At 40.6% G+C, this 15,613-nt stretch carries 13 protein-coding genes; 11 read left to right on the top strand and 2 right to left on the bottom strand.

The genetic code is table 11. The annotated features are described in order from the left end of the window. Positions 1-4: 4 nt before the first annotated feature. Positions 5-1,033 carry a rod shape-determining protein gene (locus BM291_RS00330; RefSeq protein WP_057939075.1) on the bottom strand — a complete coding sequence of 343 codons (1,029 nt, stop codon included), beginning with the start codon at positions 1,031-1,033 and terminating at the stop codon, positions 5-7. Positions 1,034-1,351: 318 nt separating this feature from the next. On the opposite strand from BM291_RS00330, the gene BM291_RS00325 reads away from it, so the two are divergent. From BM291_RS00325 to BM291_RS00300, 5 genes are all read left to right on the top strand, one after another. Beyond that, complete coding sequence (locus tag BM291_RS00325) at positions 1,352-1,828, top strand: ribosome maturation factor RimP (protein ID WP_092894555.1); 477 nt, start codon at positions 1,352-1,354, stop codon at positions 1,826-1,828. 5 nt (positions 1,829-1,833) lie between these two features. Further along, positions 1,834-3,078, top strand: coding sequence for a transcription termination factor NusA (gene nusA, locus BM291_RS00320; protein WP_092894182.1), 1,245 nt, complete (start codon positions 1,834-1,836; stop codon positions 3,076-3,078). Between the two features lie 62 nt (positions 3,079-3,140). Beyond that, positions 3,141-6,056 (top strand): translation initiation factor IF-2, encoded by a 2,916-nt coding sequence (gene infB, locus BM291_RS00315; RefSeq protein ID WP_092894181.1) that lies wholly within the window; start codon positions 3,141-3,143, stop codon positions 6,054-6,056. Between the two features lie 375 nt (positions 6,057-6,431). Further along, positions 6,432-6,977: a hypothetical protein gene (locus tag BM291_RS00305; protein ID WP_139229017.1), complete on the top strand. Its 546-nt coding sequence runs from the start codon at positions 6,432-6,434 to the stop codon at positions 6,975-6,977. 144 nt (positions 6,978-7,121) lie between these two features. Continuing rightward, positions 7,122-8,231 (top strand): transporter, encoded by a 1,110-nt coding sequence (locus BM291_RS00300; protein ID WP_092894178.1) that lies wholly within the window; start codon positions 7,122-7,124, stop codon positions 8,229-8,231. Positions 8,232-8,242: 11 nt separating this feature from the next. Here BM291_RS00300 and BM291_RS00295 read toward each other — a convergent pair whose 3' ends face one another. Next, the gene (locus BM291_RS00295) at positions 8,243-9,877 is read right to left on the bottom strand and encodes a carbon starvation CstA family protein (RefSeq protein WP_092894177.1); all 1,635 of its coding nucleotides are present in this window, start codon (positions 9,875-9,877) and stop codon (positions 8,243-8,245) included. A gap of 226 nt (positions 9,878-10,103) precedes the next feature. On the opposite strand from BM291_RS00295, the gene accD reads away from it, so the two are divergent. From accD to murQ, 6 genes are all read left to right on the top strand, one after another. After that, on the top strand, positions 10,104-10,946 hold the full coding sequence (gene accD / locus BM291_RS00290) for an acetyl-CoA carboxylase, carboxyltransferase subunit beta (protein ID WP_092894176.1): 843 nt from the start codon (positions 10,104-10,106) through the stop codon (positions 10,944-10,946). A 132-nt stretch (positions 10,947-11,078) separates the two neighbouring features. After that, positions 11,079-12,383: an NADH:ubiquinone reductase (Na(+)-transporting) subunit F gene (gene nqrF, locus BM291_RS00285; RefSeq protein ID WP_092894175.1), complete on the top strand. Its 1,305-nt coding sequence runs from the start codon at positions 11,079-11,081 to the stop codon at positions 12,381-12,383. An 83-nt stretch (positions 12,384-12,466) separates the two neighbouring features. Then, the gene (locus tag BM291_RS00280) at positions 12,467-13,618 is read left to right on the top strand and encodes a formimidoylglutamase (protein WP_092894174.1); all 1,152 of its coding nucleotides are present in this window, start codon (positions 12,467-12,469) and stop codon (positions 13,616-13,618) included. A 91-nt stretch (positions 13,619-13,709) separates the two neighbouring features. Then, positions 13,710-13,937 (top strand): cytochrome b5 domain-containing protein, encoded by a 228-nt coding sequence (locus BM291_RS00275; RefSeq protein ID WP_092894173.1) that lies wholly within the window; start codon positions 13,710-13,712, stop codon positions 13,935-13,937. Next, positions 13,938-14,780, top strand: a complete 843-nt coding sequence (locus BM291_RS00270; RefSeq protein ID WP_092894172.1) for an N-acetylglucosamine kinase — start codon at positions 13,938-13,940, stop codon at positions 14,778-14,780. Between the two features lie 2 nt (positions 14,781-14,782). Next, positions 14,783-15,595 carry an N-acetylmuramic acid 6-phosphate etherase gene (gene murQ / locus BM291_RS00265; protein ID WP_092894554.1) on the top strand — a complete coding sequence of 271 codons (813 nt, stop codon included), beginning with the start codon at positions 14,783-14,785 and terminating at the stop codon, positions 15,593-15,595. Positions 15,596-15,613: the final 18 nt, after the last annotated feature.

Below are 15,613 nucleotides of genomic sequence, written 5' to 3'. Positions count from 1 at the left end.
GAGTTTATGTCATCAATACTGTTCGGAAATTTTGTACGTTTTTCAAGGCTGTACCTGTTCCTCTTACTACAGCACGTAGCGGATCTTCAGCAATGTGAATCGGAAGTTTTGTCTTCTGATGAAGTCTTTTGTCAAGACCTTTCAGCAAAGCGCCACCACCTGTAAGGTGAATACCATTGTCGTAGATATCAGCAGATAGTTCCGGTGGAGATATTTCCAATGCTTTTAGCACGGCTTCTTCGATTTTCGAAACGGATTTATCTAAAGAGAATGCAATCTCAGAGTAAGATACTTTGATCACTTTAGGAATACCAGTCATCAAATCACGTCCTCTGATTTCGTAATCTTCAGGGGGATCATCGAGCTCTGTCAAGGCGGAACCAATAGCAATTTTGACTTTCTCGGCAGATCTCTCACCGATCAGCAAGTTGTGCTGGCGACGCATGTAATCCAAAATGTCTTTGGTAAACGTATCACCAGCCACACGGATAGATTGATCAGCAACGATACCTGAAAGCGCGATAAGTGCGATTTCAGTTGTACCACCTCCGATATCCACGATCATGGATCCCATTGGTTTTTCGATGTCGATCCCGATACCGATGGCCGCAGCGATCGGTTCGAAAATCATATATACTTCTTTGGCGCCAGCATGCTCTGCAGAGTCACGCACCGCTCTTTTTTCTACCTCGGTGATTCCAGAAGGAATACAGATCACCATGCGGTGAGACTGCGGGAATAAACCTTTTTTCTGACCTGGGATCATTTTGATCAAACCTCTGATCATTTGCTCCGCGGCGTAGAAATCTGCGATTACTCCATCTTTCAAAGGACGGATAGTTTTTATATTCTCATGCGTTTTCTCATGCATGTTCATTGCTTCACGTCCGACTGCCAATACACGATTGGTGGTCTTGTCGATTGCGATGATAGAAGGTTCGTCTACTACAATTTTATCTTTATGAATGATCAGGGTATTTGCGGTACCGAGGTCGATTGCAATATCACTTGAGAAAAAGTCAAATAATCCCATTTTTAGGTATTGATTGTAATTTACTGGAGTTAGGAGTTTAATATACTATGCTGCGCACTCATATTAAACGGAGGTGGGCAAAATTATTATCTTAATGGGACAAATTTGATAGAAACGGGATATTTTTTAATAACAAAATTAAATGATTCTCAGGTGGCTTTAGTTTGTTGAAGTTTTTTCGAAGAAAAAAAACCTAATCAACTCTATTTCTTGATTTAGGGGGCTCATTGTTTTTACTACAAAAATATTTACCTTTGCGTCGTATTCGAAAGTTTCTGGAGGGGACACCATATGGTCCCCTCTTTCATTATGCATACTATGACTGAATTGAAACAAGCTATCGAAGAGATTGTAGAGAAGCATCTTCCGGATGAAAATCATTTCATTGTAGAAGTGAAGATGTCTGAGAAATCAGGCAAAAAGCTTCTTAACATCCTTCTGGACGCTGATGAAGGTGTGACTATCCGAGCTTGCGCAAAGTTAAGCAGGGCAGTTTCTGAAGAACTTGAGGCAAAAGAAATGATGCCTGAAGCTTATATTCTTGAGGTTTCTTCCCCAGGATTGGATTTTCCTTTGAGCAGTAGAAGACAATTTCAGAAAAATATCAACAGGGAGCTAAAGATTTCTTTGACCTCGGGAGAGGAGATTGAAGGTAAACTACTGGAAGTATCAGAAACCGGTGTGAAACTACTGGTGAAAAAGAAAAAGGAAAAAGGCAAAAAAGCCACAGAGGAGGAAATTTCTCTTCCTTTCGAAGAGATGAAGAAATCAATTGTACAAGTATCTTTTAAATAAATCAAATGGATGCCAAAGTCTTAATAGAATCCTTCGCTGAATTTGCGAGATCTAAAAATGTGGATCGACCTACGATGATCCGTATCTTGGAAGATGTGTTCAGAGCGATGATTCGTAAGAAGTTTGAAACTGATGAGAACTTCGATGTGACTATTAACGCTGATCAAGGTGACCTTGAGATATTCCGTATCCGCGAGATTGTCGACGACAACTCTGAGGATATTTGGGATTTAGACAAAATCAGCTTTGCGGAAGCCCGCAAAATCGAACCAGATTTTGAAATAGGAGAAGAAGTTTACGAGAAAATTGAACTGGAAGCTTTTGGAAGACGTGCTGTACAAATGGCTCGTCAGACATTGATCCAGAGAATCAAGGATCTTGAGAAAGATATTCTATATACTAAGTATGAAGAGTTAGTAGGTGAAATTGTAAGTGCAGAGGTTTACCAGATTCTAGGAAGAGAGATACTTCTTATGGATGGTGATGGCAACGAGCTAATTTTACCGAAAGCAGAACAGATCTCTAAAGATCGCTTCAGAAAAGGTGATACCGTGAAGGCTATTGTTCACCGAGTGGATATGTCTAATGGCAACCCAAAGATTATTCTTTCTAGAACTTCTCCAGTTTTCTTGGAACGTTTGTTCGAAAACGAAGTTCCTGAAGTATACGATGGATTGATTACAATTATTAAGATTGTGAGAGAGCCAGGCGAAAGAGCAAAAGTTGCTGTGGAATCTTACGATGATCGTATTGATCCAGTAGGAGCTTGTGTGGGAATGAAAGGATCAAGAATTCATGCTGTGGTAAGAGAATTGCAGAATGAAAATATTGATGTAATCAACTTCACAGAAAATTTGGATTTGTATGTCACTCGCGCATTGAGTCCAGCCAAGGTTTCTTCTATCACTGCGAATGAGGAAACAAAAAGATTATCCGTATTCCTTAAGCCAGACCAGGTATCTCTGGCTATCGGTAAAGGTGGATACAACATCAAACTTGCCAGTAGATTGGTAGGTTATGAAATTGACGTTTTCCGTGAGTTGAACGAAAGCGAAGAAGAAGATGTCGACTTGATGGAGTTTGTTGATGAAATCGACAGCTGGATCATCGACGAATTAAAGAAGACAGGTTTAGATACGGCTAAAAGCGTATTGAGCTTGACTAAAGAGGACCTGACTCGAAGAACAGAGCTTGAAGAAGAAACTGTTGATGAGATATTCAGGATACTCGGACAAGAATTTGATCAATAAATCGGGAAATAATCCCCGTTTAATACCCTAATTATTTAAGATTTCGAAAGAAATTTTTGCTTATGTCAGAAGAAAAAATGATGCGTTTAGGCCAAATAGCCAGAAAACTCAACGTGGGTACGGCAACCATAGTTGAGTCATTGGCTAAAAAGGGCTATGAGGTGGAGAATAATCCTAATTCAAAAATCAACATGAATCAAGTTGAGATGCTGAATAAGGAATTCAAATCTTCTGCCCTAGATAAAGAGGAGGCATCGCACCTCTCCATAGGGAAGCGCCATGAGCCTATTTCTATGGAGCCAGAAACTCCAAAAGAGGAGCCAAAGCCAGTAGCACCACCAGCGCCAGCGCCAGCTCCTACTCCTGCTCCAAAAGCAGTGGAAGAGCCAAAGCCAGCAGCTGCTACTCCTCCGACTCCCGCGCCTGCTCCAAAAGCAGCCGAAGAGCCAAAGCCAGCGCCGTCTTCTACACCTTCTCCGCCTGCCGAGCCAGAGAAAATTTCTACTGAACCTCCTAAATTAGAGGGTATTAAAGTATTGGGTAAAATTGACTTGAGCAAAAATGTTGCTTCTGGCCCTAAGCATAAGCAGCAGCATGGTCAAAATAAGTATGGTCAAAAGCATGGGGATTCGAAGAAGCCTCAGTCTGGCCAGCAATCTAAACCTCAGCCAAGACCGGCTCAGGAAGATAGAAAGCCTAATGTTCAGCCTGCACCTCAGGTGAAAAAAGAACAGCCGAAGCCTGCGCCACAACAGCCGAGTTCTCCTGTACAGCCAAGTACTCCAGTTCCACCTGCACCTAAGGATCAAGTAATCGCTGCAAAGGCAGATTCACTTAAAGGACTTACGGTTTTAGGTAAAATAGAACTTCCAGCAGATCGCCCTAAGAAAAAGGGAGGTCCAGTTGCTTCTTCTGATGAAAGAGGAAGAGATAAAAAACGACCACGCAAGCGTATTGACAAGCCAGGAGGACCTGGTCAAGGAAACCGTCCAGGCGGTGGACCTGGTAATCGTCCTCATCCTGCAGGTAATCGTCCAGGTGGAAATCAAAGAAGTGGACCTCCAGTTAGAGTTCAGAAAGCTGAGCCTACTCAGAAAGAGATTCAAGATCAAATCAAGCAAACTCTAGCCCGTCTTCAGGGTAAGAGCGCTGGAGGAGGAAAAGGCAAGAGCCGAAGAGATAAGAAAGCTGAAAGAGTTAGAGATGTAGATTTTGAAACGGACGAGGTTAAAATCTTAAAGGTTACTGAATTTATTTCTGCAAATGATTTAGCTGCATTGATGGATTTGTCTGTCAATCAGGTTATCTCCGCTTGTATGTCACTAGGTATGTTTGTTTCCATCAACCAGAGATTGGATGCTGAAGCGATTACTATCATCGCTGACGAATTTGGATATGAAGTAGAATTCACCAAATCAATCGAAGATGAAATTGAGGTTGAGGAGCCAGATTCTCCAGAGGAACTTCTAGAAAGAGCTCCTATCGTTACCATCATGGGTCACGTCGATCACGGTAAAACTTCCTTGCTTGATTACATCCGTATGTCTAAAGTGACTGCAGATGAGGCAGGAGGAATCACCCAGCACATCGGTGCTTACGATGTAATGACTAAGACTGGTAACAAGATTGCATTCCTAGATACTCCAGGTCACGAAGCGTTTACAGCGATGCGTGCACGTGGTGCAAAAATCACGGATATCGCAATTATTGTGATTGCAGCTGATGATAACATCATGCCTCAGACTAAGGAAGCCATCAACCACGCACAAGTGGCAGGTGTCCCTATGATCTTTGCGATCAACAAAATAGACAGACCAAACGCCAACCCTGCCAAGATCAAAGAAGAGCTGGCTAATATGAATCTCTTGATTGAAGAGTGGGGTGGAAAATATCAATCTCAAGATATCTCTGCAAAAACAGGTGAGGGTATCGATGACCTTCTAGAAAAAGTACTCCTTGAAGCTGAAGTATTAGAGCTTACTGCTAATCCAGATAAAAATGCTGCTGGTACAGTTATAGAAGCTTCCTTGGATAAAGGACGTGGATATGTCTCTACTATAATGGTTCAGGCTGGTACGTTGAGAGTAGGAGATATCATTCTTGCAGGTCAGCATCACGGTCGTGTGAAAGCGATGTTTGATCATAAAGGTAAAAAGCTAAAAGAAGCTGGACCATCTACACCTGTACAGGTGTTAGGTCTTGGTGGAGCTCCACAAGCGGGTGATATCATAAAAGTTTATGGTACTGAGCGTGAAGCAAGAGACATTGCTAACTCTAGAGAGCAAATACAGAGAGAGCAAAGCTTAAGAACTAAGAAACATATTACATTGGATGAGATCGGTCGTCGTTTAGCAATCGGTTCATTTAAGGAATTGAATATAATCATCAAAGGTGATGTGGATGGATCAGTTGAAGCACTTTCTGATTCACTATTGAAGCTTTCTAAGGACGAAGTGAAAGTGAGCATTATCCACAAAGGTGTGGGTCAGATCTCTGAATCTGATGTCTTGCTAGCTTCTGCTTCTGATGCGATTATCCTTGGATTCCAGGTTAGACCATCTTCTAACGCTAAGAAATTGGCAGAGCAAGAAGAAATTGAAATCAGACATTACTCTATCATCTATGATGCGATCAACCAGATCAAAGATGCTATTGAGGGTATGTTGGAGCCTACATTTGAAGAAATCATTACTGGTAATATCCAAGTAAGAGAAGTCTTCAAAATCACGAAGATCGGAACTGTCGCAGGTTCGTATGTTACAGATGGTTTCATTACCAGAAAGAACAAGATCCGTGTGATCAGAGACGGTATCGTAATTCATGAAGGCGAAATCGATCAATTGAAGAGATTCAAAGACGATGTAGCTGAAGTGAAAGCTGGATATGAGTGTGGTATCTCAATCAAGAATTTCAATAACATTGAAATTGAGGATACGATTGAAGGTTACGAGATGAAAGAGATCAAGCGTAAGAAGTAATTCTCGCTTAGATATATTAATGAAAAGGAACAGCATTGCTGTTCCTTTTTTAGTTTTACCCTATGATGCCCGCTATTTTAATACTGCTTTGGATTCTGTTCTATTTCTGCCTTGTCAGCCTGGTTGTAGGGTTAATAAGTCCAGTAGTGGTGCTGTGGTTTATGGACAGGATGAACCGCATTAAAGTCTTAAAAATCTACGGGGTAACTTCCCTCATTATTCTGGTTTTTTTGAAAATATTTGAATATTATTTTAAATAAGCCGATCTATTGAATGATTATTTGGTCGTAGTGTGATCTGGTAAAATATTATTTAATTGAGCACTGGTTTTACAAATTGAATTTTAATACTTTTCGAATTGTAATAAATCCAGAATTGAAGAAAGCCCTTTCCATATTCCTTTTTGTTTGTTTTGCCATTTATCATTTTGGCTACTATGCATTCTATTTTTCCTATAATCAGCACCTTGAGAGTAAGTGGGAAGATATTATTTATGGAGAAAATTCAGTTGAAGGTCATGAGATGGTTCTTGAAATCCCGCTTTCGGCACCTTACATGGCCAATCAGGAGCAATTTCAGTCTACCAATACCTCATTCGAAAAGGATGGTCAATATTTCCGTGCAATCAGGCAGCGCTACCAAAACGATACATTACAGATCGTGGTGGTGCCAGATACCAGTAGAGAAGCATTAGACAATACGGTAAAAAAATGGATTTCCTTCTTGACAGATGATGAAACATCCCAGGATCCATCTGGTAAGGTCACCATTAGACTTATCGCCAAAGACTACATTCAGCCACTTAAATATGACGTAGACTTTACTGAGAGCCAAAATCAACCTAATTCACCTGAATTTCTTTTCTTTCCATATATAGATCCATTTTTTCAACTCGATAACCCGCCTCCGCAGGCTGGATAATTTCTTATTTAATTCTGCTTTATGACCTTCTCGGAGATCTCCGATGTCGTGTGATGCTATCTGCATATTTCTAAACGAAATGCTTTTGGCTAGAATAAGGCAATTCAACAAACATAAACTTGTTAAGAAATTATCTAATCTATCATGAAAAAAATCACAAAACTCCTATTTATACTTTCTGCATTTTATCTAGTTCCTTGTCAATCCTTTTCTCAAGGTTGTGTGGCTATCAGACAATTCTCTGGTCTTGGAAATGCTGTTGGCCAAGGAAATATGCTGAATAAGGGCGAATTGAACATCAGTGGCAGCTACCGCTATTTTAAGTCATTCAGACATTTTAGAGGCACAGAAGAAGAACACAATCGATTAACGGATCATACGGAAGTGATCAATAAGCAGCATGGCTTAGATATCAACCTTAGCTATGCTTTTTCTGAGCGCATGTATGGTATTGTTTCCATGCCTTTACAATACAATGAAAGAAGCTCTCTCTATGAACACGGCCGCACGGAGAGGCACACTTCTTACTCTAAAGGATTGGGGGACATGAGAATCGGAGCAGGTTACTGGTTGCTCTCTGGAGAAAAAGCCAAAAGAGGTAATACTGCTATAGGTCTTGGGATCAAATTCCCAACTGGTGATTATGCTGCTACAAGTACTTTTTACAATCAAGGAGCTGAAGGACTGGAATTAGAAAAAACGGTAGATCAATCCATTCAGTTAGGCGATGGAGGAACAGGTTTGATCGTAGATTTTCAAGGACTTTGGAATATGAGCAGTACGCTCTTTTGGTATTACGATGGGTTTTATATGTTCAATCCTAAAGAAACTAATGGAACGCCAACCAACAGAAGCCGGCCGAATGAAGCAATTATGAGCGTGCCAGATCAGTTCGCTTTGAGAACAGGCGTGTTCAAATCATTTGAAAAAATACACGGTTTGGGTGCTTCTCTTGGTGGAAGAATTGAAGGTATACCAGTTCACGATGTAATTGGCGGAAGCGAAGGATTTAGGAGACCAGGTTACGTTATTTCTGTGGAACCTGGAGTCAGCTACATGCTGGGAAATATAACAGGAACGCTAAATGTGCCTGTGGCATTGTTCAGAAATAGAACTCAAAGTGTAACAGATATTGAAAATTCCACGCCAGACAATGTGGTTCATGGTGATGCAGCATTTGCCGACTACCTCATCAATTTCACCGTAGCATTAAGAATTCCCAAGAAGGAAAAAGAAGTATTTAATTCTTTATAATCATCAGAAAGTCAAAGAGCCTTAGCAGGTTCTTTGACTTCTTTTTTCAAACTTTTTGTAGCCAAAACCATTAAGGAAATAGCTAAAACAAAAAGTAATGCTGCGATAATGGAGAGGACATAAACTTCGTTTTGGAAGTTTTTCCAGGCAAATAGCCCCAACGATGCCAATGTGACGGTGAACATAAAAAACATAGGTATGGTCACGAAGAGCGCATTAATGTTTTTCTTAATCAGCCAGACAGCGATAGTTAAAAGAGCAAGTGCAGCTAGCAGTTGATTTGCAGAGCCAAAAATTGGCCAGAGCGTTGTAAACTCTCCCGAAAGCAATAATAGAATAGAGAATACCACAACAATCCCAGTAGAAACGTATCTGTTTTTTGCCAGGTATTGACCTGCAGCTTGTGGCACATCTTCGAAATATTCCTGTAAAGTAAATCGAGCTAAACGGGTGCAAGTATCTAAAGTGGTGAGTGCAAATGCTGAAACTGTCAGTGCGACAAAACCTACAGCAAACTCTTCAGAAATGCCCAGAGTAGCAATCATGCCCCCTAAGCCAGTGGAGAAAAGTGCAACTGGACCTTCTCCAGACAGTCGATCAATGTATTCTGATCGGGATAAAATAACCACTGCTCCCACAGAGATGATAGCTAAAAATGACTCAATTAGCATCCCTCCAAATCCAACTAATTTGGCGTCAGATTCCTTATCTAATTGCTTAGAAGTAGTCCCTGAAGCAACTAGGGAGTGAAATCCGCTAATGGCTCCACAGGCAATAGTTACAAATAGAACTGGGAAAATGTATCCGAGATTTTCATCCGAGACGTGAATTTCATTACTCATCTGAATTTCCGGGTTGGCAATGAATACACCTAAAACGGCAGCTATGATCAATCCGTAAAGCAAAAAACTATTGAGGTAATCTCGCGGCTGAAGCAACATCCCCACCGGAGTAACAGATGCTATAAATGCATAGGCTAGTAGTGCCAAAACCCAAACTTTGTAATCCAATACAAAAGGTATTTTCATACCCAGATACACAAAGAAGTACATCAAAAGGACACCTACTATAGTGATGATGACAAATGATGTTTTCTTATCTCCAACCATTTTATTCACTATACCGAAAACTACAGCTAGCAAAATAAAAAGAATGGAGGCTGAGGCTACTCCAGGATTAGTGACGAAAGTTTTGGCAATAATATCAGCAAAAACACCAATGACAAGAATTAATGTGGAGAAACTGAAGATAATGAATAGTTGTTTTCCTTTCATTCCAATTTGATTTCGAATGATTACGCCTATAGATTTTCCATCAGTCTTGAGCGAAGTAGCCATACTTCCGAGGTCATGTACAGCTCCAAAGAATATTCCTCCTACCAAGATCCAAATGACTGCTGGGATCCATCCAAAAGTCACTGCTATGATAGGTCCAACTATTGGGCCTGCACCTGCAATTGAAGCAAAATGATGCCCCAAGACTACAATAGGCTTACTTGGTTCATAGTCCACACCATCTCTGTGGGTATGTGATGGCGCCGGATTTTTATCGTTTAGGCCAAATTTCTTGTATACATATTTGCCGTAAATCTTATAGGCTAAAAATAAAATAATGGCTGAAAAGAGAAGTAGAACTGCTAGGTTCATGCGTAGTTATTTGGGTATGAGAAGATTTGTCAATGAAAAACCTACTCTTTAGTGTACAATCTCAAAATAAGGTAAATATTAATCACCGAGAAAGCGATTTTCCATATTGTATCGTTTTCCTTTATGAAATAGAATTCCCTACCTATTTCCGAGGAGGTTTTATTTAACGGATTTTACGACTAAATTTGTAACCTTTGACTCGTCAAAAACAACCTAAAAACTCAATATGGCTTGGTTTAAAAGAACTGACAAAGGCATCAAAACGTCTACCGCTGAAAAGAAAGATGCACCTGATGGCCTTTGGTTTAAGACCCCAAATGGAAATATCATCCATACTAGAGAGCTCAAGAATAACGCTTATGTATGTCCTGATGATGATTTTCATGTGAAAATTGGTTCGAAGGAATATTTCGAAATTCTTTTTGACAACAACAAATTCAAGGAACTTGATGCCAATATGACCTCGGGAGATCCTTTGAAATTTACGGATACCAAACCTTACGTTTCCCGCATTGAAGCTACGATCAAGAAAACAGAGTTGAAAGACGCTGTACGATCTGCTGTGGGGAAAATGAATGGGTTGGACATTGTAGTTTCCTGTATGGACTTTAATTTTATCGGCGGATCTATGGGATCTGTAGTGGGTGAAAAAATCGCCAGAGCTATAGACCATTCTCTGAAAAATAAAATTCCATTCTTGATGATTTCAAAGTCCGGTGGTGCCCGAATGATGGAAGCTGGATTTTCTTTGATGCAAATGGCTAAAACATCTGCCAAGCTTGCGTTGTTAGATCAAGCAGGAGTTCCTTACATTTCTATGCTTACAGACCCAACTACTGGTGGAGTAACGGCTTCTTACGCAATGCTAGGTGATTTCAATATAGCAGAGCCTGAAGCTTTGATTGGTTTCGCAGGCCCTAGAGTAATTCGTGAGACTATCGGTAAGGATTTGCCTAAAGGCTTCCAAAGTTCTGAGTTTGTACTTGAACATGGATTCTTGGATTTCATTGTAGATCGTCGTCAATTGAAAGGCCGATTGACCACCTTACTAAACCTTTTAAATAATTAATCGAGATACTACTAGAAGGATTTGATTATTCGGGCCAAATTTGAACTGCGATTTGGTCTCTTTTAGTGATTAATAAATATATTTGTGCTCCCGTATTGGGCCAATCCATAAGAAAAATTAAACCGAAATTTCATGGGTTCAGTAATTATTACATCCATCGTAGCTTTTACAATAATTATACTGCTACTGGTATTTATTCTCCTTTTTGCCCAGTCTAAACTGGTCAATTCAGGTGATGTCAGCATTATTATCAATGGTGACGAGAGCTCTCCGATTGTAACAGCAGCAGGGACTACCTTGCTTTCTACACTTGGAGGCCAAAAAATCTTCCTTCCATCCGCTTGCGGTGGTGGCGGAACTTGCGCAATGTGTAAATGCGTGGTCGAAGAAGGTGGAGGAGAAGTTCTTCCAACTGAAGTAGGCCACTTGAGCAGAGCAGAGCAGCAAGGTAACGTCCGTCTAGCATGTCAGGTGAAAGTGAAAAATGATATGAAGATCAGAGTTCCTGAAGAGATCTTTGGTATCAAGAAGTGGGAATGTGAGGTTATCTCTAACTACAACGTTTCTACTTTCATCAAAGAATTCAAAGTGAAACTTCCTGAAGGTGAAACTCTTGATTTCGAAGCTGGTGGATACATCCAAATCGATGTGCCAATAGTGACGGTGAACTTCAAAGGAATGGATATCACTCCTCACCCTGATCTAGGTCACCCAGCTGATGTATATCAAAGTGATTGGGATAAGTTCGGTCTTTGGGACTTGACGATGAAAAATGATGAGGAGCTATTCAGAGCTTACTCCATGGCGAATCACCCAGCAGAAGGTAACATCGTGATGCTAACTATTCGTATCGCTACGCCACCTTGGGATAGAGCTAATAACAAATGGATGGATGTGAATCCTGGTGTTTGTTCTTCGTATGTATTCTCTAGAGTTCCTGGTGACAAGGTTACGATTTCTGGTCCTTACGGTGAATTCCATATTAATCCTACACAGCGTGAGATGGTTTACATCGGTGGTGGTGCAGGTATGGCTCCATTGAGAGCACAGATTTTCCACCTTTTCCATACGGAGAAGACTGGTAGAAAAGTATCTTACTGGTACGGAGGTAGATCTAAAAAGGAGCTTTTCTATGTTCCTCAATTCAGAGATATCGAAAAAGACTTCCCTAATTTCCAGTTCAACATTGGTCTTTCGGAGCCACTTCCAGAAGACAATTGGAAGATCAAAACATCAGAAGAAGATAAAGAAGGTGACGGATACGTTGGTTTCATTCACCAGGTATTATATGACAATTACTTGAAAAATCACCCTGAGCCAGATGAGGTAGAATATTACCTATGTGGTCCTCCTTTGATGAACTCAGCAGTATTGAAGTTGCTGGATGATCTAGGAATTCCTGAAGAAAACATCCGATTTGATGACTTCGGAGGGTAATAAGAAACAAAAGATCCCGCTTAGGCGGGATTTTTTATTTAAGAGCCTTTTTTGATTATTTTTACTTTAGACTATCGCCCTTTATGAATATCCAATCCTATTTTGATCCCGTAGCCGAATACCTTTGGCAGAAAAAATACCCAGACAATTCATTCTTCAAGCAAATACACTTTTTCGGAGAGGAGTTCCCAGATCTCAAAGGAGTACAAATTGCTTTAGTTGGGATCAAAGAAAATCGAGGTTTGGCTAGAGTCGAAAGTGCAGATCGAGGAAGTAGTGAGATTCGTGAGAAGCTCTATGAATTGAAAAAAGGCTTTGGTGCTTATCGAGTTGCTGATTTGGGAGATTTGATTTCTGGAGAAAAGCTAAGTGATACCTACCAAAGAATCCAGGAAGTAGGAGACTACCTGATGAAGAATCAGATTTTGCCTATCTATTTTGGAGGATCGCATGATCTGGATTATGGACAGTATTTGTCCTACCAGAAAATGAAAAAGCTGGTTAGTCTTTTGACCGTGGATGCCAAATTGGATATGGAAGAAGACGGGCCTCTTGCTGATCAGCATACACAGGAAATCATCCTTCATCAGCCTAATTTTCTCTTTTCTTCTGCACATTTAGCTTACCAAAGCTTCTTAGTGGATCCGTCTTTGATCAATGTGGTAGAAAAACTTTACTTCGAGCATGTACGCTTGGGAGAATTGAGAAATGAGTTCAAAGAAGTAGAGCCTTTGATCCGAAATGCGGATTTGTTGAGCTTTGACTTATGCGCGATACAGTCTGCGGATGCTCCGGGGGCAGTAAATGCCGAACCTTTCGGTTTGACCGCCGAAGAAGCTTGTCAGATTTGCTGGTTTGCTGGAACCAATGAGAAATTGAGTTCTATAGGAATATATGGTTACGAACCATATTATGACGATGCGGCAAATAAGACTGCGAAGGTGGTGTCTGTAATGATTTGGTATTTCTTGGAAGGATTTTATTCTCGTAAGGACAGCCTTTCTTTCAAAAGCAGCGATTATACTAAATACACTGTGTCATTGGACGCCAAACCAAATACCTTGGTGTTCTATAAAAGCAAGAGAAGTGGCAAATGGTGGATGGAAATTCCTCATAATGAAACTGAGAAATTTGACCGCGTGAGTACCGTTCCTTGCAGCTATGCTGACTATCAGATGGCTCAGAAAGGTGAGATACCAGAGCGTTGGATCAATGCTCAGATCAAGTTGCTTTAATGAAATCGAGCATGTTTCAAGCCTCACTTAGTAAGGTGCATATCCGTCATGCGAGATTCCATATGGCCTTTAAAAATCAAATAATGACCATATGAAAATATATACTAAGCAGCAGTTAGCCTTGCGGAATGGTCAGGACAAACCGGAAATATGGGTAGCCTACCAAGGCGTGATTTATGATGTAAGTAGTTCTAGACTTTGGAAAAAGGGCATGCATTACGAACATTGGGCAGGTCAGGATCTCACAGAGGAGCTTCCTGATGCTCCCCATACCGAAAAAGTATTTGAAAAATTTCAAGCCATTGGGCAATTAGCATAGATGATTTTAATCGCAGATAGTGGTTCAAGTAAGACGGACTGGAGAGTAATTCATTCCGATCGAAGAATTAGTCAGCATCGAGGGATGGGGTTTAATCCTTATTATCAAAACTCTGAAGAAATGGCTATTCAGATGCAGGATGATTTCCTGATAAATCTAGAAAGCGAAATAGAAGAGATATATTTCTATGGTGCCGGCTGCTCTAGTCCAGATCGGAAAAGCGAGGTTTCTTCAGCATTGAAAACTGTTTTTCCAAAGGCAATAATAACAATAGATCATGACCTAGCTGCTGCTGCCAAATCGACCTGTGGTCATCAGGCTGGAATTGCCTGTATTTTGGGAACTGGATCGAATAGCTGTGATTACGATGGAAAGGAAATCGTAGACAGACGACCTGCTCCAGGATATATTTTTGGTGATGAAGGAGGAGGAGGCTACATTGGAAGGAAGTTGTTGAAAGATTTTATCAATGACGAAATGCCAGCCCAGATCAAGCAAGACTTAATTGACAGCTTTAATCTTTCTACCATAACGATTCAGGAAAATGTTTATCAAAAGCCATTTCCGAATCGATACATGGCAAGTTTTTGTAGATTCATTACTGAGCACAAGTCCAATCCATACTGCTACATGCTCTATTACAATTCCTTTCAGGAGTTTTTCAAGCAGCATGTGATGAAGTACAAAGATTACAAGGAAAAGCCTGTGAATTTTGTAGGATCAATTGCTTTTTACAATTCTGATATTCTTCGCAAAGCTGCCTCAGACGTGCAGATCAATGTGAATTTAATAATAGAAAGCCCTATTGCAGGTTTGACACTTTACCACCTAGAAGCCTTATGAATATGAAAGTAACTGAAAGCACCTCTCATTATGACAATTTAGAGCAAATGGATTTGTTGGATTTGCTGCATAATATCAATACAGAGGACAAGAAAGTCCCACTGGCAGTAGAGAAAGTGATTCCGGAAATAAGCGCTTTAGTGGAAAAGATAGTTCCACGGATGGAAAAAGGAGGCAGATTGATTTATATAGGTGCAGGTACAAGCGGGCGACTAGGAGTGTTAGATGCATCTGAGTGCCCTCCTACTTATGGCGTTCCTTTTGATGTTGTATTAGGATTAATTGCCGGTGGCGACAAAGCGATCAGAAAAGCAGTAGAGAATGCCGAGGACAATCCAGATCAAGCTTGGAAAGATATTTTAGAATATGGATTCAATACTGAAGATACCGTAATAGGAATCGCAGCTTCTGGTACTACACCTTATGTGATCGGCGGCGTAAAGTCAGCTCGCTCATCAGGGCTTTTGACAGGAAGTATTACATGCAATCCTGCATCGCCGCTTTCCATGGAAGTTGATCATCCTATTGAGGCAGTGGTAGGCCCGGAATTTATCACAGGAAGTACAAGAATGAAGGCTGGTACAGCTCAGAAGCTAATTCTCAATATGATCTCCACTTCGGTTATGATCAAACTGGGTAAAGTGAAGGGCAATAAAATGGTAGATATGCAGCTTTCCAATGCGAAATTGGTGGATCGTGGTACCAAGATGATCAGGGAAGCAACGGGACTGGATGAAGAAACAGCCAAAGGATTGCTAATCAGTGAAGGCTCTGTTAGAAAGGCAACTGAATATTTTTACAAAAACCAGAAATAGTGCTTCAGGAAAAATTTT

The organism is Algoriphagus aquimarinus (assembly GCF_900112005.1).
Taxonomy (GTDB): Bacteria; Bacteroidota; Bacteroidia; order Cytophagales; family Cyclobacteriaceae; genus Algoriphagus; species Algoriphagus aquimarinus.
This window is presented reverse-complemented; position numbering and strand designations above follow the sequence as displayed.